Origin of the sequence: Streptomyces sp. NPDC097640, from assembly GCF_040302705.1 — a bacterium.
In the GTDB taxonomy this organism is placed as follows: Bacteria; Actinomycetota; Actinomycetes; order Streptomycetales; family Streptomycetaceae; genus Streptomyces.
In genome coordinates this window covers 1-20,800 of the sequence record NZ_JBEOSB010000043.1, presented here as the reverse complement: position 1 = coordinate 20,800, position 20,800 = coordinate 1, and the positions used below count along the sequence as shown (strand labels likewise).

The 20,800-nt window shown below is 67.7% G+C and carries 10 protein-coding genes and 1 pseudogene; 3 read left to right on the top strand and 8 right to left on the bottom strand.

Annotation, left to right across the window (positions count from 1 at the left end):
* Positions 1–177: 177 nt before the first annotated feature.
* The 4 genes from ABTY62_RS43565 to ABTY62_RS43550 form a co-directional block, all read right to left on the bottom strand.
* Entirely contained in the window at positions 178–4,800 is a 4,623-nt protein-coding gene (locus tag ABTY62_RS43565) for a putative T7SS-secreted protein (protein WP_352134938.1), read from the bottom strand.
* Complete coding sequence (locus ABTY62_RS43560) at positions 4,800–5,387, bottom strand: hypothetical protein (protein WP_352134937.1); 588 nt, start codon at positions 5,385–5,387, stop codon at positions 4,800–4,802. The genes ABTY62_RS43565 and ABTY62_RS43560 overlap by 1 nt, the downstream gene beginning before the upstream one ends.
* A gap of 706 nt (positions 5,388–6,093) precedes the next feature.
* The gene (locus ABTY62_RS43555) at positions 6,094–6,336 is read right to left on the bottom strand and encodes a hypothetical protein (RefSeq protein ID WP_352134936.1); all 243 of its coding nucleotides are present in this window, start codon (positions 6,334–6,336) and stop codon (positions 6,094–6,096) included.
* A gap of 867 nt (positions 6,337–7,203) precedes the next feature.
* Positions 7,204–7,779, bottom strand: a complete 576-nt coding sequence (locus ABTY62_RS43550) for a TetR/AcrR family transcriptional regulator (RefSeq protein WP_352134935.1) — start codon at positions 7,777–7,779, stop codon at positions 7,204–7,206.
* A 91-nt stretch (positions 7,780–7,870) separates the two neighbouring features.
* On the opposite strand from ABTY62_RS43550, the gene ABTY62_RS43545 reads away from it, so the two are divergent.
* Complete coding sequence (locus ABTY62_RS43545) at positions 7,871–8,806, top strand: NmrA/HSCARG family protein (RefSeq protein WP_352134934.1); 936 nt, start codon at positions 7,871–7,873, stop codon at positions 8,804–8,806.
* Between the two features lie 107 nt (positions 8,807–8,913).
* On the opposite strand, the gene ABTY62_RS43540 is transcribed toward ABTY62_RS43545, so the two are convergent.
* The 4 genes from ABTY62_RS43540 to ABTY62_RS43525 all read right to left on the bottom strand — a co-directional run bounded on the left by ABTY62_RS43540 (position 8,914) and on the right by ABTY62_RS43525 (position 19,735).
* On the bottom strand, positions 8,914–9,354 hold the full coding sequence (locus ABTY62_RS43540; protein WP_352134933.1) for a hypothetical protein: 441 nt from the start codon (positions 9,352–9,354) through the stop codon (positions 8,914–8,916).
* A gap of 8 nt (positions 9,355–9,362) precedes the next feature.
* Positions 9,363–14,069, bottom strand: coding sequence for a putative T7SS-secreted protein (locus ABTY62_RS43535; protein ID WP_352134932.1), 4,707 nt, complete (start codon positions 14,067–14,069; stop codon positions 9,363–9,365).
* A gap of 144 nt (positions 14,070–14,213) precedes the next feature.
* Positions 14,214–14,897 carry a hypothetical protein gene (locus ABTY62_RS43530; protein WP_352134931.1) on the bottom strand — a complete coding sequence of 228 codons (684 nt, stop codon included), beginning with the start codon at positions 14,895–14,897 and terminating at the stop codon, positions 14,214–14,216.
* 95 nt (positions 14,898–14,992) lie between these two features.
* The gene (locus tag ABTY62_RS43525; RefSeq protein ID WP_352134930.1) at positions 14,993–19,735 is read right to left on the bottom strand and encodes a putative T7SS-secreted protein; all 4,743 of its coding nucleotides are present in this window, start codon (positions 19,733–19,735) and stop codon (positions 14,993–14,995) included.
* A gap of 299 nt (positions 19,736–20,034) precedes the next feature.
* Between ABTY62_RS43525 and ABTY62_RS43520 the strand changes: the two genes are divergently transcribed.
* Positions 20,035–20,556: a hypothetical protein gene (locus ABTY62_RS43520; protein WP_352134929.1), complete on the top strand. Its 522-nt coding sequence runs from the start codon at positions 20,035–20,037 to the stop codon at positions 20,554–20,556.
* A pseudogene (locus ABTY62_RS43515) lies at positions 20,553–20,800 on the top strand (alpha/beta hydrolase); the annotation flags it as partial. The gene ABTY62_RS43520 and the pseudogene ABTY62_RS43515, both read left to right, overlap by 4 nt.

Genomic DNA, 20,800 nt, shown 5'->3' with positions numbered 1-20,800 from the left:
GTTCGCCGTAGCCACAAGCGCCTGCATTCTCCGCCGCGATGCCACAAAGACGGCCGCAGGCACAGGCCAGCCGTACCATGACCGAGATTTCCTGAAATACCTAAACCAGTTTCTCACTTTTGCCGCTTCTCGTCATCGCTAGTGGCTGGGTGCAGAGCGGGGGGGCAGACTCGGGGTCTAGCGAATTACCAAGATCTCTGTATCCGGGTGGAATATTGGATGCCTTGGGTTCTCCATTCGCTTCAGGGCTTCGAATATTCGATGGTTCCCCTGGACCACCTCCCCGTCAACCAGGGTGACAACAGCACCAATTGTGTCTGGGTTATTTAATGCCTCCAGGAGACGCTCGTCGTGCATTCCATTAGCATCTTTCATCTTTTGCTCGTCACCATGGTCACGCAATTTGTAACCTTTTAGATCTTCAAGCCTCACGGGGACCCGACTGGCTCTCATTTCTTCGTCCGTTATTTCCTCCTTGGTTTTAAGTAGGTTGTCGAAGAATTTCCCTATCCTCGATTTAGGATAGGGGGAAAGTCCGAGGGGGTCGGTCCAGGTGTGGGGGTTGTGGATGTAAGTGGTGGGGTTGGGGGCGGGGAGGAGTCCGAGGGGGTCGGGGGTGAGGTAGCGAGCGGTGGTGGGGTCGTAGTAGCGGTAATGGTTGTAGTGGAGTCCGGTTTCGGGGTCGTAGTACTGGCCGGGGAAGCGAAGGGGGGTATAGGTGGTGCTGCCTCTGGTCCAGGTGGTGGTGCCCCAAAGGGTAGAACGGGTTTGCCAGGCTATCTCGCCGGACTCATCGACAAGTTCGGTCGGGGTGCCGACCAGGTCAGTGACGATGGCGAAGAAGCGCTGATCGATCTCGCGCTGGGTGGTCTCCTCGGTGATGCGTTCGGTTTGGGCTACGGGGTGCAAGCCGTCGTGGTCCCACGTAAGGGTTACCGGATGGGAGAGGCCAGATGTCGTGGAGGTTTGTTCGATAAAGATGTTGCCGTCCCAGGTGAAGTCCACCTGTTCGGTGACCGTTTCTCCGTCGAGTGCGAGGCGTTGCTTTGTGGTGCGGCGGCCGAAGGGGTCGTAGAGGTAGCGCCAGAGCGTGCCGTCGGGAGTCGTGACAGCGGTCAGGCGGTCTTCAGCGTCCCAGGCGTAGCGCCAAGTGTCGGGCTTCTTGGACAGTCGAATCTTCTGACGGACAGCCAGGCGCCCAGCATCGTCATGCTCGTAGCGGATGTTGCCCGCGCGGGTGATACGGGTGCCGGTGTAAGCCCGGGTACCAGTTGCTTCCTGGGCAGGATGGGCGCTGGGCCAGCTGGCCTGGCTCTGGTTGCCCGCCTCGTCGTACACGTACCTCTCGGTCCAGCCCCGTGCCCGGACCGTGGTTACGCGGCCCGTCGCGTCGAGGTCGAAGGTTCGACGGCCGGTGAGCTGGTCGTCGATTGCGGTGACGTAGCCGTCGGCGCGGTAGGTGTAGGCCCGATGCTGGAGGGGGTCGGCCGCTGGGCCGGTGAGGGTTTGTTCGGTGAGGCGGCCCAAGGGATCCCAGGTGTGGGTGAGGGTGAGTGTCTCACCTACGTGGCGGGCGGTCTCGCGGCCTGCTGCGTCGTGGTCGAAGGCAACGGTGTGGCCGGCAGCGGTGAGGGTGGTGCGGTTGCCTGCCGCGTCGTAGGTGTAGGTGGTGGTAACGCCGGTAGGCGTGGTACGGCGGGTGCGGCGGCCCAGGGCATCGTATGTGTGGGTCAGGACCCGGCCATTCACCATCTCCGACTTGACGCGACCCAACCGGTCGCGCTGGTAGACCACCTCCACGTCCGGGCCAGTGGCCTGGCGCAGGCGCCCTGCCGAGTCATACGCGTAGCGGGTGACGGCGTCGTCCGCGAGCTTGCCGACAATACGGCCCGCCGCGTCGCGCTCATAGCGGATCCTCTGGCCGAGTGGGTTGGTGTGGTCTGTGAGGCGGTCCGCCGCATCGTGGTTGTACGTCAGGGTACGGTCGTCGAAATCCTTCTCCGCGACCAGGCGTCCTGCTGGGTCATAGTCGTACGTCCAAGTCAGGCCCTGGGGGTTGGTGACCTGGGTCAGGCGCAGGGCAGTGTCGTGCTCGAACGCGTAGCGCACGCCGTCCGGGCCGGTGCGGGCAGCCAGCAAGTCGAAGTGGGTGTACTCGTACGAGGTCACTCCACCCGCCGCGTCAATGCTCTGCTTGCAGTTGCCCTCGCCGTCATACGTCCAGGTCTCCGTCGTCCCGTCCGGGTTGGTGCGGGCGGCGAGCATGCCCTCGACCGTCCACCGCAGGTGTGTGGAGTGGCCCATGGGGTCGGTGAGGACCACTGGGCGACCGAAGGCGTCACGCTGGTAGCGGGTGGCGGCGCCGAGAGGATCGGTGACCTCCACTGGCAGGCCCGCCGGGTCACAACGCACGCCCGTGGTCTGCCCCAGTGCGTCAGCGATGGCGATCAAGTGGCCGTGGTCGTCATACGTGTAGCGGGTAGTGTGGCCGGCCGGGTCTGTGACGCTGGTGCGGTGGCCCGCCTCGTCGTAGGTCTGGTTCCACGTGGCTCCGTCCGGGCCGGTCACGGACATCGGTAAGCCCAGGGCGTTGTACGTGGCGGTGCTCTCAGAACCGTCCGGGCCCGTGATCTTCGTGAGGTGTCCGGTCTTGTCGTACGTGTAGGCGGTGGTGTGGCCGAGCGGGTCGGTGTGGGTCAGGATCCGGTCGTGGCGGTCGTACGTGGTGCGGGAGGTTTGGCCGAGGGGGTTGGTCGTAGCGACGATCTGGCATACGTCGTTGACCAGGTAGCGCGTGGCGTGGCCGTCAGGCGTGGTGACGGTGGTGATCCGGTGGCCGGTGGCCTCGTCGATGCGGTCGTAGTCGATACGGATCGATATGTGGCCCGCGTCGCCGCCTTCCGTGATGCAGCGGTCGCGGTTGTCGTAGACGTAGTCGTAGCGACGGTCGTTGGTGTCCGTCCAAGCGATGACCCGACGCTCGTCGTCGTACTCGAACCGCATCGGCAAACCAGAGGAGTTGATGACCCCGGTGAGGTTGCCGTCGGTGTAGTCGTAGCGGAGCAGTTCCTGGTCGGTTCCGTCGGACGCGGCGCCAGCCAGGTGGAGGGCGGTGATCCGGCCGTCGGCGGTGGTCAGCTTCAGGTGGTAGCCGGCCGAGTGGTTGATCCCGAGGGGGGTGCCGTCGGGGTCGTATTCGAAGGTAATGAAGTTGCCAGAGCGGTCCGATATCTGCTCCAGCCGCGCGACCCCGTCGGCCCCCTCGCTCGGGCCGGTGAAGTGGCGGGTGTGACCAGTGGTCGGGTCGGTGAGGGTGTAGTCGCCGTGTGCGTCCCGCTCCAGCGGCCAGCGCGGGCCCGCCGCTGGGAGTGTGGGCAGGTCGGGTGCGGGGTGGGGGTAGGACAGCAGCAGGCCGTCCTCACTGATGAAGACGACACCTTCGGCGTCGACCTCCAGACGCTGGTCGGCTGTACTCGACCACGACGGGCCGAACCAGCGCCCTGCCGTGTAGCCCGACTCCACCCGGCGACGGAAGACCAGCGGAAGCACGCCCGGCAGGGTCACGTCCGTCTGAGGCAGGAACATCTTGCCTGTCGCCAGATCGACCGGGTCTGTGCCATCGGTCGTCTTCTTGGCGTCCTGCTGGCCGTGGGCGTTCGGTCCGTCCTTGTCCAGGGACTTGCGCGCGCCGCCCCTCCCGCGCCGACCGTATTTGCCCGCCGTAGCGCCCTTGCGCGCCGCGTTGATCCCCTTGGCCCCCAGCCCTTCACCGAAGAGCCTGCCGGTGCCCTCGGCGGGGTCCTTGGCGAAGTCGTCCAGCATCTGCTTGCCCGCGCCGAAGGGGTCGCTGGCCACGTTGACCAGCCCCGCGGCCGTGTTGTTCAGGCCCGTCGCGTACTCGGCTGGGTGCAGGATGTTGTACGGATCCAGCGGGTTGACGCTGCGCGCGAAACCGATGACCCCCGCGCCGCCCTTGATCACGCCCGCCGTGAAGTGTGTGGCGTCGAGTTTCAGGCCGGTCAGGCCGTCCTCCGCCTGCTCGAAGTACGACGGCTTGGGCGGCGCGGCGTCCCGGGCCGCCTTGACCGCGGTGCGGGCCGTATCCGCCGCTTCGTTGCGCTGGCGGCGGGCCTCGTCCAGCTTCTGCTGCGCCAGTTTGGCCTTGCCTGGGCCCGGGTCGTGGAACTTCCCCGGCTTGCAGGCATCCTTGCCGTCCTCGATGGCCGCGTTGTACGCCACGACCTGCTCGTTGTACGCCTGAACCGCGTCCTTCGACGCCTTCTTCGCAGCCTTGTAGGCGTTGATCGCTTCCTGCGCCTGGGTCTGCGCCCACTCCACCGTGCCCGCGAAGGTGTCCATCGCGGTGGCGGCCTTCTCACACGCATCGGCGGCCTTGAACCACTTCTTCGGCTCGACCGCCACCTCCTCGCGGAACGCGTCCGCCGCCTTGCCCTTCCAGTGCGCCGAGTCCAGCCGCTTCAGACCGTCCCCGACGTCGTTGAACGCCTTCTTGAAGTCCCGCAGATGGCTCGCCGTCGAGCGGATCTTGCTCGCACTGCCGAAGATCAGCTTCTTCGGGTTCTCGGTCTCATCCAGCTGCATCTCGGCGACATCCGCGCCCAGCTTGTTCGCCGCCGAGCGGGACTTGTCGCGGACCCAGTCCGCCCCGTCCTCCAGGCCCACCTTGTCCAGGCCGTCCGCGAGCTTGTTACCCCCCGCCTCGACGACATCCCCGAGCGCCTCGACACCGTCCTCGACCTTGTCCTCGATGACATCCGGAACCCAATCCCCCCACCCCATCAGCGCTCGCCCCCATCCTGCTCAGGGACCTGCTGGTCGGGCGGGAGGGCGTACTGGGCGATGCTGCTGGTGCGGCCGATCTTGTCGCCTGTGGCCTGCCAGGTGCCCCGAATCTCCTCCCCTGCCTTCTCGTACGACTCCTTGCTGTAATCCGGACGCCAGGTATCCCCCGAGAACAGCTCGCCCCACTCCTTCTGGGTGACTTCCTCCTCGCTCAGATGCGGATTCCCGGCCACCGAGTTCGCCACGACCTTGTACGTGCCCTCGATGTACCGGTCCTCCTCCCACTGCATCCCCGCCGCGAGGCCCACCTTCTTGGCCAGCTTGTTCGCGTCCTGGATCAGGCCGCGCACCCCCCACTCCCAGCGCTCGCAGAAGTCCTCGAAGTCCTTGGCGAGACCGTTGTGCCCCGCCTCCATCGACGTCAGCGACAACTCATCGAACCCCGACCCCATCACCGCGTCCGTCGCCGACCCGATGTCCTTCAACTCGCTGATGGCTGCGCGTAAACCCTTGGTGATGTCCTGTAACGCTTCCTTGTCCAGCTTCAGGTCCGGCTCCTTGCCACCGCCCCCGCCGCCGCTCACTGGGCGCCCTCCCCGGGCAGGGCGATGCCCAGGGCACGTCTGAGCTCTTCCACTACACGCGTAGCGAGTTCACAGCAGCCACCCCGTCGTATCGCGATCTGCCCCGGCAGGCTCATCACGCCCCCTCACCCTCCATGGTCGATCCCCCGTGCTACGCAACGGTATTCGACAGACAACGGAGTGTCACCGCCATTTGCGGGCGTGTCACGGGCTCAGTGCGGTGGTTGCGCCCGCTCTGCTTGGGTGCGTGTCGCGCTCGCAGCGCAAAACGGCCGGCTGAGGGGAGGAAGGGGAGGCAGGGAGCCGCCGTTGCCGTCAGGCCTCCCGGTGGCGCGGCGGGTGGGTGGTCCCGCCAACTCGCATCCATCACCGGCTCAACACAGATTTGCGGCGATTCTCTGCATGCGCAAGAAACCCTCATCGCTGCACGCGAGAACAACCTGGAACCGCGCCCGGCCCTTCACGCCACATCTACCAGCACATCCAGGAAGATGTGGCGGCCAAGGCGCGGGCCGCCGCGACGGTGCCGGCCTCCTTGCCCTGCCAGAACGCCCGAAGAGGCGGTGCACGAACCGATACGGGTGTGCACCGCCCCTTCGTACGCCATGCTCAGGAGGCCGCGATACTCCGCACGTTGAGTTCCTCAACGCCCTCCAAACCGGCCTCGTTCGCATCGACCCGCTTCAGGTCTGACCGGTACCGCCGCTCAGGTCGTGTAGTAGAAGGCGTAGCCGTCCTTGCCGCGCGGCTGACAGGTGAACGTGGTTATTGCACCCTTCTGGGCCAGAGTGTTCCCCACAGTCAGGCACTTGCCCAGGCTGCTGTACACAGTCCCCTGGTACGGCAGGAGCGGGCTGGCCGAGGCCGTCCCGGCGCCGAACATGGACAGGCCCACGGCCGCTGCTATGGTGCCGACGACAAGCGTGGCCTTACGGGAAACGGAATTCACTTTCTCTCCACTCTTTTCGATGCCTGAGGTCAGGCATTCCGGAATTCTCGCGAGATCGCCCGATCGGGCTGAACGGGACATTCACGGAAGGCGCGGATAATGCGCGATCGGCTCCAGCGGACAGCGGTTTTACTCGTCTTCCGCTCCTGCGTCCACCCTGTGGATTGCGAATACAGGTGTCGGGACTGCGAGGGTCGGAGCGGCGGCTGCCGCAGCGATCACTTCCCCTGAGGTGAAGGGCTTCTCGATTCGGGACATTGTCCGGCCGGCTCCTTGTGCTGCCGCCATACGTCGGATGGAAACCCAAAGGCCGACATCGCCCGAGAGAGCCGTCACCACTTGAACGGATCACAGTCGAACACCCTGGGGGAATGCGAGATTAGCAGGACTGACTTGTCATTAGGTGACATGATCCGCGCGTACTTTGTTCGCCTGCCCGCCGAGGGGAAACGACAGTACGGCGGCGGCTGGGCCGCATCGACGGCGACGCGTTGGGCCTACGCCCGCTAGGGCTTCCCGGAGCGGGATGTTCCCAACGACGTCGGTCGTGCCGTGCCCGATGTAGCGGGCGGATCAGTCGCACCGGCCGCACAGGTATTCACGCCGCAAAGCGGACCGAGACCTGAAACGATGAGTGTCCGGCACCGGTCACGCGACCCATCGGACAGTGCCTGATTCCTCCGGGCGTCGATCGTCCGGAACAGCGTCTCGTCCACGTGCCGGACCGCCCCGGCGGCGAAGGGTCATCGTGCAGACGTGCCACCGGACCGGCTCGCCGTTGCGGCGGAAACGCAGTTGCTCCGCGTCGCTCTCGTCGCGCACCAGCTCGACGTCGGTGACGACCACCGCGCCCCCCGTGCACGCCGGTCAGCCGCCGGTGCCGCGCGGTACCAGCCCCTCCGTCACCAGTGTCAGCAGCCTGTCCATTTCGGCCGCGCCGTTGGGGTGGTGTTCCGTGGCCAGGGCGATGCCGGCGACCACGGTCAGCAGGTCGGCGGCGGTGGCGTCCGCCCGTACGGCGCCCGCGGCGACCGCACGGCGCACCAAGGGGGTGGCGGCGGTGGCGAGGCGGGTGGCGCAGTGTTCGTCTTCGGCGGCGGTGTGGCCGGTCAGGGCTGCGGCCATGCCGCGCGCGCAGGCGACGTAGTGGCCGATGGCGCGCAGCCATTCCAGCAGCGCCGCTTGGGGGTCGTCCCGCGCGGTCAGGTCCGCCGCGAGGTCGCACAGGGCCTCGTACCGCTGCTCAAAGACGGCGGCGAGCAGGGCGCCCCGGTTCGGGAAGTGCCTGCGCAGGGTGGCCGATCCCACCTGGGCGGTGCGGGCGACCTGCTCCAGCGAGACGTTCGCGCCGTGGACGGCGACCTCCGCCTCCGCGGCGGCGAGCAGGCGCGCGTAGTTGCGGCGGGCGTCGGCGCGCTGTGTGCGCGATTGGACGTCGGACACCTTCGTCACCTTGACCTTTGCTAAACGGCGGACCCCTCCGTATTGTACGCGGAAGATAAGTGGCGGACCCCACCGTTTAGGAGGCTGCGGCATGACCACCGCATCCGCGCACGCACCCGTACTCGTCACCGGCGCCACCGGCAAACAGGGTGGCGCCACCGCCCGGGCCCTGCTGGCGCAGGGCGTTCCGGTACGCGCCCTCGTACGCGACGCGGGCAGCGAACGGGCCCGCGCCCTGGCGGAGCTCGGCGCCCAGCTCGTCACCGGCGATCTACGGGATCGCGACGCCGTGACGCGGGCGGTGGACGGGGTGCGCGCCGTCTTCTCGGTGCAGATGCCGGACCTGGCCGACCTCCAGGGCGACGCGGAGTGGGTGTGCGGGCGCAACCTGATCGACGCGGCGGCCGAAGCGGGCGTCGAGCAGCTGGTGCACACCTCCGTCTCCGGCGCCGGACAGCACCGTCAGACAGCCGGCTGGGCCGAGGGGCGCTGGAAGGCGGTGGAGCACTACTACGAGACCAAGACCGCGCTCCAGGACCGGGTGCGTGACGCGGGATTCCGGTACTGGACGCTCCTCAAGCCGGGCTTCTTCATGGAGAACTTCCTTGAGCCCGGCTTCCTGTTCGGCCGCGACGGCCGCCGGCTGGTAACCGTCATCAAGCCCGACACCGTGGTGAAGCTGATCGCCGTCCAGGACATCGGCCATGCCGCGGCGGCCGCCTTCACCGACCCGGAGCGGTTCCACGGCGTGGAGCTGGAACTCGCGGGTGACGAGCTGACGATGGCCGAGATCGCCGCGGTGCTCTCACGCGCCAGCGGAGCCGAACTGGCCGCCCCGGACATGACGGTGGAGGAGGCCATCGCCGCGGGCATGCCGCCCGCTATCGGTGTCTCGTACGACCGGCTGAACGTCGTGGGGCAGCCCGCGTCGCCGCGGTACGCGCAGGCGCTCGGCCTGAGCGTGACCGGCTTCGAGGAGTGGGCGCGGGAGCACGGGGCGGCGCTGCCGCCGGCCCGGCGTCCGTAAGCCGCCGGCTGCCTGACGGGCGAGGTCGACGAGCACATGGACTTGCGGTGCAGTACGTCAACCGTCCTTGTGCGTCATAGACCTCGCCCTTCTCGTCTCACGCGGCTTCACACCATTCGATGGACCACGATCCAGTAGTCGCACTCTTCCGTGGTGACGGCGCAGATGCAGCGTCCGTCGAGCGACATCCCGACAAACTCGGGAGATCCTTCGTCCTGAAGCCTCTCGGCCAACGCACATTCCTCGGACCACTTCACGCGCGCCCAGCCGAACTTCGAGCTGCCGCGTCCCGCAACGCTGATGAGGAAGGATCCGTCATTGGTAAAGAGTCCGTTTTCAGATGCGTACAGAGACCACTGTCGGTTCACTTCCGACAGAGCGTCCGGGTGGTCCTGCCTGATGGCCACGACGGGTTCCGTCTCCACGCTCGCCACACGCTTCCACGCGTCCAGAACCGAGGGAACGTTCCCGGGCGGCGGGCCATCAATCATCTCCAGCCCGCTGGCCGAAATCTTCCTCAGCCAGATTTCCCTGTCCAGGTCCACCATGATTCGCCTCACTGATCGTAGAACAAGTGGTGATCACCGCCGGGCTTATTGATTTTTCCATACCGTTCCATCTCGCCGTAGTTGCGGTTGTCCCAGCCGAAGTTCACAAATTCGCGTGCGTCATCGCCCTTGGGCTTCCCGGCATGGAAGTGGGGACCGGCCGGGTCATGCGTATGCTCGACCACGACCCGAGAGCCGTTGGGCGTCTCGTACTGGCGGAAGTTGCCCCAATGCGTAAGGTTATCCGAGTACACATAGCCCTCGACATGCCTCAGCCGGATGTCCCCCACCACCTGCCACTCCGCGAGGAGTTCTGCGTCCGGCCCGATACCCGCCAACTCATGGGCGGCCCGCTCCGCGTCGGCCCGCGTCGGGAACGGGTTGCTTCTCTCCCCGAGCGGGTAGGGCGACAGTCCCAGGGGATCGGTCCACGTGTGCGGATTATTGACATAGGTGGCCGGATTAGGGGCCGGGGCCAGCCCTAGGGGATCTGGAGAGACATAACGGGCGACCTCAGGATCGTAATAGCGATAGTAGTTGTAATGTAGGCCGCTTTCGATGTCGTAGTACTGCCCCGGAAAACGCAGCGGAGTGTATGTGGTGCCGCCGCGCGCCCATGTGGTGCCGCCCCACAGAGTGCTGCGGGTGCGCCAGGCGATCTCGCCGGCCTCGTCGATGATTTCGGTCGGGGTACCGACGAGGTCGGTGACGATGGCGAAGAAGCGCCGGTCGATCTCGTACCGACCGGTGACGTCCGTGATGCGCTCGGTCTGAGCGACCGGGTGGAGGCCCTCGTGGTCCCAGGTCAGGGTCACCAGATCGGAGCGTCCGGGTGAGGCCGTGGTCTGCTCCACAAGGGCCGCGCCGTCCCAGGTGAAGTTGACCTGTTCCAGGACGCTTTCGCCGTCCGCAGCCAGGCGCTGCTTCGAGGTACGACGGCCGAGTGGGTCGTAGAGGTAGCGCCACCGTGTGCCGTCGGGAGTCGTGACGGAGGTCAGCCGGTCCTCGGCGTCCCATTCATAACGCCAGGTGTCCGGTTTCTTCGACAGCCGGTTCTTCTGCCGGAGGGTGAGGCGGCCGGCCGCGTCGTATTCGTAGCGGAGCCGGCCCGCACGGGTGATACGGGTGCCCGTATAGGCCCGGGCGCCTGTCGCCACGGCGCCGGGGTGGTTGCCGGGCCATGAGGCGTGGGTCTGGTTGCCCGCCTGGTCGTAGGCGTAGGTCTCGGTCCAACCTCGGGCATGGACGGCGGTGACCCGGCCGACCGTGTCCAGCTTGAAGGAGTGGCGACCGCGCAGATGGTCCTCGACGCCGACGAGGTGGCCGTCCACCTGGTAGCTGTAGGCGCGGCGCTGGACCGTTCCAACCGACGAGGCGGTCAAGGTCTGCTCAGCCAGGCGTCCCACCGTGTCCCAGATCCGGGACACGGTTAAAGTGTCACCGATACGGCGGGTGGTCTCACGGCCGACCGCGTCACACTCGAAGTCAAGAGTGACGCCCGAGGTGTTCAGGGTGGCGCGATGGCCCGCGGCGTCATAGGCGTAGGTGGTGGTCGCGCCGATGGGAGTGGTACGGCCGGTACGGCGCCCCAGCAGGTCGTACTGGTGCGTCACCACCCGACCGTTGACCATCTCGGACTCGACTTGGCCGGTCCGGTCGCGCTTGAAGACGATCTTCCCGACCGGGCCGGAGGCCGAGACCAGGCGCCCCGCCGGGTCATAGTTGTAGGTGGTGGTCTCCCCATCGGCATCTTTGGCGACGATGCGGCCAAGCACATCGCGCTGAAAGGTGACTGTCTGCCCCGTTGGCGCGGTGCGCATGACCAATTGTCCGGCCGCGTCGTGTTCGTAGCCGATGGTGCGGTCGTCGAAGTCGGTCTCGCAGATCAGCCGACCGGCCGGGTCGTACTCATAGGACCAGGTCAGCCCCTGCGGATTGGTGACCTTGGTCAGACGCAGCTCGGTGCTGTACTCGAACTTGTAGCAGGACCCGTCCGGGCCGGTCTGCGCGGCGAGCAGGTCGAAGTGGGTGTACTCGTACGAGGTTACCCGGCCCATCACGTCGCAGTGGCTGACGCAGTTACCCTCGCCGTCATACGTCCATGACTCCTCCGCCCCGTCCGAGCGGATACGGTGCAGGAGCCTGCCCTCGACCGACCAGGACAGTCGGGTCATCGCGCCGAGCGGATCCACAACGGCGACGGGACGGCCGAAGCCGTCGCGCCGGTAGGCGGTGACCGCGCCGAGCGGGTCGGTGATCTCCACCGGAAGACCGGCGGTGTCGCAGCGGACGCGAGTGATCTCGCCCAGCGCGTTCCTGATCGAGGTCAGACGGCCCAGGTCGTCGAACGCGTGACACGTGGTGGCCCCGGCAGGGTCTGTGACGGCGATGCGGTTGCCGCGCTCGTCGTACTCCTGGGTCCAGATGGCCCCGTCGACTCCGGTGGTCGAGGTTGGCAGGCCCAAGTCGTTGTAGGCCACGCTTGAGCGTTTGCCGTCCGGGCGGACGACGCCCACTCGATGGCCGATGTCGTTATAGATGTATTCGGTGCGGTGTCCGAGGGCGTCGGTGTGGGCCAGCACCCGGCTGTGGCGGTCGTACTCGGTCTGGGCGCGCGCGCCCAGTTGGTCGATCACGCCGACGACCTGGCAGGCATCGTTGATCAGGTACTTGGCGATGTGGCCGGCGGCCGTGGTGACGGTTGTGATCCGGTGGCCGGTGCGCTGGTCGACACCGTGGTAGTCCAGCCGGATGGAGACATGGCCTTCGGTGCCGCCCTCCGATATGCAGCGGTGGCGGTTGTCGTAGACGTAGTCGTAACGGCTGTCGTTGGTGTCGGTCCAGGCGATGACACGGCGCTCGTCGTCGTACTCGAACCGCAGGGGCAGACCGGAGGAGTTGAACACCTCGGTCAAGTTGCCGTCGGTGTAGGCGTAGCGGACGATCTCCTGGTCGCTGCCGTCGGGCGCGGCGCCCGCGAGGTGGAGGGCGGTGATCCGGCCGTCCTCCGATGTCAGCTTCAGGTGGTAGCCAGCCGAGTGGACGATGTCCGTCGGCGTGCCGTCGGGGGCGTAGTGGAAGGCGATCCGGTTGCCGTTGCGGTCGCGGATCTCCTCGATCGGCGCGATGCCATCGGGATCGTGCCGGGGCGTGGTGAAGGAGTACGTGTGGCCGTTGTCGACGTCGGTGAGGGTGTAGTCGCCGTCGACCGTGCGCTCCAGGGGCCAGCGCGCGATGCCCGCCGTGGGCAGGGTCGGCAGGCCGGGCGCGGGGTGCGGGTAGTCCAGCAGACGTCCGTCCTCACAGACGAACACCACACCCTCCGGGCCGATCTCCAGGTGCTGGTCGGCCGTGCTCGACCACGAGGGCCCGAACCACCGACCCGCCGTGTAGCCGGACTCGACCTGGCGGCGGAAGGCCAGGGGCAGCACGCCCGGGAGCGTGACGTCCGTCTGGGGCAGGAACATCCGGCCCGTGGCGAAGTCGATCGGGTCCGAGCCGTCCGACCTCTTCCCGCTGTTGGGGGTGTCGTGGCCATGCGGCCCGTTCTCGTTCAGCAGGCCGCGGGCGGGCGGCTTCGTCTCGGCCACGCGCCTCGCGGTGGTCGCGACCCTCTTGGCGCTGCCCAGGCCCCTGGTGCCGATCAGCTCGGGAACCAGTCGGCCGAGGCCCTCGGAGGGATCCTGCTGGAAGGTGTCCCACATGGTGCCCAACGTCCCCCACGGGTCATTGGCCATCTGGACCAGCCCGGCGGCCGTGCTGTTGAGATTGGTGACGTACTCCGCCGGGTGGGTGATGTTGTAGAGGTCGAAGGGGTTGATCTGCCGCGCGAAGCTGACGACGCCCGCGGTGCCCCTGATGATGCCGCCGTAGAAGTGCGAATAGTGCAGGGCCAGCCCCGTAAAGCCGTCGTTCACCTGCTCCGCGTACGACGGCTTGTCGGGCGCCGCGTCGCGCGCCGTCTCCACCGCCGCCTTCGCGGTGGTGTGCGCCTCGTTCCGCTGCCGCCGCGCCTCGCTCAGGATCTCCTGGGCGACATTGAGGTGCGAGGTGCCCGGGTCGCGGAACTCCCCCGGCTTGTCCGGCAGCGACGAACGGTCACGCTCACCAGCGGGCGCGGCGTTGTACGCGTCGACCGCCGTGTTGTACGCCGACACCCGCTCGTTGTGGGTCGAGCGGGCCTCCTCCGACGCCTGTTTGCCCTGCTTGTAGCGGGCGATGGCCTCCGCGGCCTGCCCCTGCGCCCACTCCACCGTCCCCGCGAAGCTGTCCAGCGCCCCGGCGGCCTTCTCGCACGCGTCCGCGGCCGTGAACCACTTCCTCGGCTGGATCGACACGCTCTCCCGGAAGGCCTCCGCCGCCTCGCCCTTGAGATGGGCGGCGTCCAGCCCGTGTAACCCCCTGCCCACGTTGTCGAATGCGGTCTGGAAATCCCTCAGATGATCCGCCGTGGAACGCAGCTTTCCAGAGCTTCCGTGGATCAGCTTTTTCGGGTCCTCGGTCTCGCCGAGCTGCATCTCGTCGACATTCGCGCCCAGCGCGTTCGCCGCCGAATCCGACGTTTCCCGGACCCAGTCCGCACCGCTCTCCCAACCGACGTCGTCCAGCCGGTCCGCGGTCCAGTCCCCCACACCATCGACGATCTCGCCGACATCCTCGACCCGATCTTCGGCCCAGTCCTCAATCGAGTCCGGAACGAAGTCCCCCCATCCCATGATCGCTTATCCCCCGATCAGCGTCCGCATGAGCAACTCCCTCCACCGTAAGGCCAAAGAACGGCAAAGTTGCGGTCAAGAAGTCCGCTGTTGCAAATCCCGCACAAACGGGATCCGGACGTATCAGGGGGCGCGCGGGATCGGTTACTCCTCGTACCACTCCTTGATCACGTCATCGATGCAGTCACGCAAGGCCGACCTCCGGTCGGCCGCTCCGCCGCCGACGTCGATGCGCGCGGCCAGTTCCTCGAGCGAGCGCCGGAAGCCCGGTTCGCCGTCCATCAGGTCGTCGAGGGCCGGAAACGCCATCAGCCGCAGGTAGTCCTCCAGGACCTGTGCCAGCACGGGGTCGGGAGGGCTGGACGACGGCTGACCGGACGACGGGGAGATGCGCGACTCCGGGGCGTCCAGCATCCAGCCCGTGAGCAGTCCGTCCGCGAAGAGCAGATGCAGCCCCGGGGCCACCTGGACGCGCAAGCGGTCCGCGGGGTCCGCTGCTGTCGGCGCGTCCGGGCCGTCGCGCAGGAGGATCAGCTCGCGGTCGGTGCTCCATCGCGCCCCCGCGGGCTCGACATGGAAGTCCGCCTTCGGCTCGATCAGGCGAAGGTTCCCCGGTGTGGAATCCACCGACAGCCAGCCCAAGGCCCGGTCGCGGTCCTCCTCCAGATATTCCGGAATACGCAGGGAGACCCGGGACAAAAGCCCGGTCGTGCGGTCGAACCGAAATTCGTCCACGCCTTCCGGTGAGTCCCAGTCGACGCTTCCGACGGTCTCGTGGATGACATACCGCTCGTACTCGGCCGCGTTCATGCGCGGACCGGCGTCCACGAAAAGGCCCCTTGGGAAGTACCTGGGCGGTTCGGGGATTCCCGGAAGGCCGCACAGTTCGACGACGACTGAGGGTTCGAGCCTGAGCATCTGCGTCACCCCTCGGACGGGAAGTTCGGCCAGATCTCCTTGGCCGGGGCGATCGGGTTGCCGCCGGAGGGAATCTTGCCATTGATGATTTGATCCCTCGTGATCGGCAGTCCGGGTTCCTCGGGCGAGCCGCCGAACGCCTTGACCCCCGACTCCATACGAGGACCACTCGGCCCATAGCTGGTGACAATCTGCCCCGCGCGGGAGCCGGGTCCTTCCGTGATGACGATGTCCTCCCCCTGGTGGAAGAGCATGCGCCCGCTCTTTCCCTGAGACAGATAGACCGCGTCCGGGTTCGAGAGGATCTCGAGCTCCCGGGTGGGCGACAGATGGCCGTGGTAGCCGCGAGGCGACCCCTCGTACGGCTTGAGTTCCTTCCTGACACCGTTCTGCGCGTTGTTGACGACCTTGTCGGCCGCTTTGTTGGCCCGCTTGTACGGAGAGAGACCGAGCGGATCGGCCCATGTGTGCGGGTTGTGCACATAAGTGGCCGGGTTGGGGGCCGGGGCCAGCCCCAGCGGGTCCGGGGTGGCGTAGCGGGCGGTCTCGGGGTCGTAGTAGCGGTGCACGTTGTAGTGCAGGCCGCTCTCCGGGTCGTAGTACTGGCCGGGGAAGCGGAGGGGGGTGTACGCGGTGCTGCCGCGGGCCCAGGTCGTGCTGCCCCACAGGGTGGTACGGGTGCGCCAGGCGATCTCGCCGCTCTCGTCGACGAGTTCGGAAGGCGTGCCGACGACGTCGGTGACGATGGCGAAGAAGCGCCGGTCGATCTCGCGCTGACTGGTGGCGTCGGTGATGCGCTCGGACTGGGCGACCGGCTGAAGGCCGTCGTGGTCCCAGGTCAGGGTCACCAGGTCGGTGCGGCCGGGGACCGTGGTGGTCTGCTCGGCGAGGATCGCGCCGTCCCAGGTGAAGTCGGTCCGCTCGACCACCGTCTCGCCGTCCGCCGCCAGCCGCTGCTTGGCGGTACGGCGGCCGAGGGGGTCGTAGAGGTAGCGCCACACCGTGCCGTCGGGGGTGGTCACGGAGGTCAGCCGGTTCTCGGCGTCCCACGCGTAGCGCCAGGTGTCCGGCTTCTTCGACAGCCGGTCCTTCTGCCGCAGGGTGACCCGGCCCGCCGCGTCATGTTCGTAGCGGACGCGGCCCGCCCGGGTGATACGGGTGCCGGTGTACGCGCGCTCGCCCGCCGCCTCCGAGCCAGGGTGCCTGGCGGGCCACGTGGCGTGGGTCTGATTGCCCGCCTCGTCATAGGCGTAGGTCTCGCTCCACCGCCTGGCGTGCACCGCGGTGACCCGGCCCATCGCGTCCAGCTCGAAGGAGCGGTGGCCGCGCAACTGGTCCTCCACGCCGACCAGATGACCGTCGGCCCGGTAGGCGTAGGCGCGGCGCTGCACCGTTCCGGCCGAGGGGCTGGTCAGGGCCTGTTCGGCCAGGCGGCCCGACGCGTCCCAGGCCTGGGACAGGGACAGGGCGCCCCCGATGTGGCGGGCGATCTCGCACCCGGAGGCGTCGTATTCGGACGCCAGCGTGCGGCCGGAGGCGGTGAGGGTGGTTCGGTTGCCCGCCGCGTCGTACGCGTAGGTGGTGGTGGCGCCGCCGGGGGTGGTGCGGCGGGTGCGGCGGCCCAGGGCGTCGTACTTGTGCGTCAGCACGCGGTCGCCCACCACCTCGGACTTCACTCGGCCCGCCCGGTCCCATTGGAGGACGATCTCGGTGTCCGGGCCCGTGGCCGCGACCAGATGTCCGGCCGGGTCGTAGGCGTAGGTGGTGGTCAGGCCGTCGGCGTCCTTGGCGACGACGCGGCCCAGCACATCGCGTTCGAAGGCGATGGTCCGGCCCAGTGGTGTGGTGCGCGCGATCAGCTGCCCGGCGGCGTCGTGTTCGTAGCGGATGGTGCGGTCGTCGAAGTCGGTCTCGGAGAGCAGCCGACCGGCCGGGTCGTACTCATAGGACCAGGTCAGCCCCTGGGGGTTGGTGACCTTGGTCATGCGCAGCTCGGCATCGTGCTCGAACGCGTAGCGCGCCCCGTCCGGGCCGGTCCGCGCGGCGAGCAGGTCGAAGTGGGTGTACTCGTACGAGGTCACCCCGCCCGCCGCGTCGACGTGGTCGGTGCAGTTGCTCTCGCCGTCGTAGGTCCAGGTCTCCCGCGTTCCGTCCGGGTTGGTCCGGCGCAGGAGGTCTCCCTCGACCGACCACTCCAGGCGGGTCGTGGCACCGAGCGGGTCGACGATGGAGACGGGGCGGCCGAACGCGTCGCGGCGGTAGGCGGTGACCGCGCCGAGGGGATCGGCGATCTCCACCGGCAGGCCCGCGGCGTCACAGCGCACGCGGCTGGTCTCGCCCAGGGCGTCACTGATCGAGGTCACCCGGCCCAGGTCGTCGTAGGTGTAGCGGGTGGTGGCCCCGACGGGGTCGGTGTCGGCGAGGCGGTTGCCGCGCGCGTCGTGTTCATGGGTCCAGGTGGCCCCGTCCACGCCGGTGACGACGGCCGGCAGGCCGAGGGCGTCGTAGGACACGTGCGACTGCTTGCCGTCGGGGCGGGTGAGGGAGACCAGGCGCCCGTGGTCGTCGTAGGCGTACGCGGTGCGGTGCCCGAGGGCGTCGGTGTGGCCCAGCACGCGGCCGTGGCGGTCGTGTTCGGTCCGGGTGTACGCGCCCAGCTGGTCGATCACGCCGACGACCTGGCAGGCGTCGTTGATCAGGTACTTGGCGATGTGGCCGGCGGCGGTGGTGACGGTGGTGATCCGGTGGCCGGTGCGCTGGTCGACACCGTGGTAGTCCAGCCGGATGGAGACATGGCCCGCGGTGCCGCCCTCAGCGATACAGCGGTGGCGGTTGTCGTAGATGTAGTCGTAGCGGCGGTCGTTGGTGTCGGTCCAGGCGATGACGCGCTTCTCGTCGTCGTACTCGAACCGCAGCGGCAGGCCGGAGGAGTTGAACACCTCGGTCAGGTCGCCGTCGGTGTAGCCGTAGCGGACGATCTCCTGGTCGCTGCCGTCGGGCGCGGCGCCGGCGAGGTGGAGGGCGGTGATACGGGCTTCGTGCGTGGTGAGTTTCAGGTGGTAGCCCGCCGAGTGCACGATGTCGGTCGGGGTGCCGTCGGGGGCGTGGTGGAAGGCGATCCGGTTGCCGTTGCGGTCACGGATCTCCTCGATGGGCGCGATCCCGTCGGCGCTGTCCCGAGGGGCGGTGAAGAAGTAGGTGAGGCCGGTGGTGGGGTCGATGACGGTGTAGTCGCCGTCGAACGTGCGCTCCAGCGGCCAACGCACGGACCCTGCCGTGGGGAGGGTGGGCAGGTCGGGCGCGGGGTGCGGATAGTCGAGCAGACGTCCGTCCTCGCAGACGAAAACCACGCCCTCCGGACCGATCTCCAGGTGCTGGTCAGCCGTGCTCGACCACGACGGGCCGAACCACCGACCCGCCCTGTAGCCCGACTCCACGCGGCGCCGGAACTCCAGGGGCAGCACGCCCGGCAGCGTCACGTCCGTCTGCGGCAGGAACATCCGGCCGGTGGCGAAGTCGATCGGGTCCGAACCCGTGGTGGTCTTCGCACCGTCGCGCGTGGCCCGCGAGGCCGGGCCGCCCTCGTCCAGCAGGCCGCGGCCGGGCGGCTTCACCTCGGCCACGCGCCGGGCGGTGGTCGCGACCTTTTTGATGCCGCCGAGGCCCTTGGTGCCGATCAGCTCCGGCACCAGCCGGCCGAGGCCCTCGGAGGGATCCTTCTGGAAGGTGTCCCACATGGTGCCCAACGTCCCCCACGGGTCGTTGGCCACACGCACCAGGCCGGCGGCCGTGTTGTTGAGGTTGGTGACGTACTCGGCGGGGTGGGTGATGTTGTACAGGTCCAGAGGGTTGAGCTGCCGGGCGAACTTGACGATCCCGGCGGTCCCCTTGACGATGCCGCCCACGAAATGCGACGCGTCCAGGTTCAGCCCGTCCACACCGTCCGCCAGCTGCCTGGCGTACGAGGGCTTGGCCGGCGCCTTGTCACGCGCCGTCTCCACCGCCGCCTTCGACGTCGTCTGCGCCTCGTTCCGCTGCCGCCGCGCCTCCTTCAGAATGTCCTGCGCGGCCTGCACATCCGCCGTCCCCGGATCATGGAACTCCCCCGGCTTCTCCGGCAGCGTCGACTTGTCACGCTTGTCCGCAGGCTTCGCGTTGTACGCGTCCACCGCCGTGTTGTACGCCGACACCTTGTCGTTGTGCGCCGACCGCGCATCATCCGACGCCTTCTTGCCCTTCTTGTAACGCGCGATCGCGGTCTCGGCCTGCTTCTGCGCCCACTCCACCGTCCCCGCGAAGCTGTCCAGCGCCCCGCCCGCCTTCTCACACGCGTCCGCCGCCGAGAACCACTTCTTCGGCTCGACCGACACACTCTCCCGAAAAGCATCCGCCGACTTGCCCTTGAGATGAGCCGCGTCCAGCCCCTGCAACCCCTTGCCCACATTGTCGAACGCCGTCTGGAAATCCCTCAGATGACCCGCCGTGGTCCGCAGCTTGTCCGGACTGCCGTGCACCAGCTTCTTCGGATCCTCGGACTCACCCAACTGCATCTCGTCGACATCCGCACCCAGCGCGTTCGCCGCCGAATCGGTCTTGTCCCGGACCCAGTCCGCACCGCTCTCCCAGCCGACATCATCCAGCCGGTCCGCCGTCCAGTCCCCGGCGACGTCGATGGCCTCACCGACGTCCTCCACCCGGTCCTCGACCCAGTCCTCCAACGAGTCCGGAACGAAATCCCCAAGCCCCACGAGCGCTCATCCCCCGATCAGCGGTTCAATCCTCGACGGATCCGGCCCTGGCGCAGGCCCCGCTCCTGCTCTTGGACCCCGTCCCCACCTGCACAACGTGCAACCTTTGACACAATACGGTCGCGCCTCGCCATGATCGCCACTGAAGCTCGGGCTGTTGCAAAGCCCATACAAACGACATCGCCGGGCACGACCGCCGCCCGGCACGGCCACCGGGCCGCCGGCGCCGCGGGCCAGGGATACGGAACTCCGAAGAGTTTCCCCCTGTTATTGCGCTCTGTTACCTTCCTTGTTCTGCCATGAAGAACATGGTTCAGCGGGTGGAGGAAGGCAGTATGGGGGACTCAGGGCTGTCTGAGCGTTGGCAGGCGTATTACGACGCGGCGGGCGGAACGGAAACCGACGGCAAAAGCGTCCAAACCAGGCTGGCCAGTGCGGACGGGAATAAAGGGGATGGCAAGGGCGGCGGCGACGGCGATCTGAAATCGTCGAAGGGGCCGTGGAATACCGCGTCGACATCCATGGACGATCTGCGCCGGAATGCCGTGCGTGCGCTGGGCGACCTTCAGCACGGGCAGCAGGGCGCGGGAACGGCCAGCAAAGGCGTGGAGGGGCTGGAGAGCACCTCCATGCAGCAGCGGGTCTTCAACTCCTGGGAGGCCCGGCTGGAGGTCCTGCGCGATGAATGCGGCGAACTCACGGGAAAGCTGAAGAAGGCGGGCAACGACCTCGCCAACCAGGACGACGCCATTGAGGCGCTCTTCAAGGCGCAGGATACGAGGCCGATTCCCCCGCCGGGCGGCCCGTCGGGGAGTTGGTGACCGGCATCATGGTTACTTTCGCGCAGTTGAGGGCGCTTGACCCGGCCCAGTTCGAAGAGGCGGCGGACGGCTGGCACAAGGTCAGCAGCAATGCCAGCGCGTCCAAGGACCGGCTGGACAATGAGATCAACGCGAAGCTCCGCGGGGCCCTGAAGGGCCAGGGGGTCGGTACGGCGCTGGGCCGGCTGGAGCGGCTGAGCGAGAACTTCCACTACATGCAGGTGGAGTGCGCGCTGGTGCTCAC

Excerpts from the sequence above, each read along its gene's own strand:
- ABTY62_RS43565 (WP_352134938.1), bottom strand. The coding sequence starts at position 4,800 with ATGGGGTGGGGGGATTGGGTTCCGGATGTCATCGAGGACAAGGTCGAG.
- ABTY62_RS43545 (WP_352134934.1), top strand. The coding sequence starts at position 7,871 with ATGACCACCGCATCCGCGCACGCACCCGTACTCGTCACCGGCGCCACC.
- ABTY62_RS43540 (WP_352134933.1), bottom strand. The coding sequence starts at position 9,354 with ATGGTGGACCTGGACAGGGAAATCTGGCTGAGGAAGATTTCGGCCAGC.
- ABTY62_RS43535 (WP_352134932.1), bottom strand. The coding sequence starts at position 14,069 with ATGGGATGGGGGGACTTCGTTCCGGACTCGATTGAGGACTGGGCCGAA.
- ABTY62_RS43520 (WP_352134929.1), top strand. The coding sequence starts at position 20,035 with ATGAAGAACATGGTTCAGCGGGTGGAGGAAGGCAGTATGGGGGACTCA.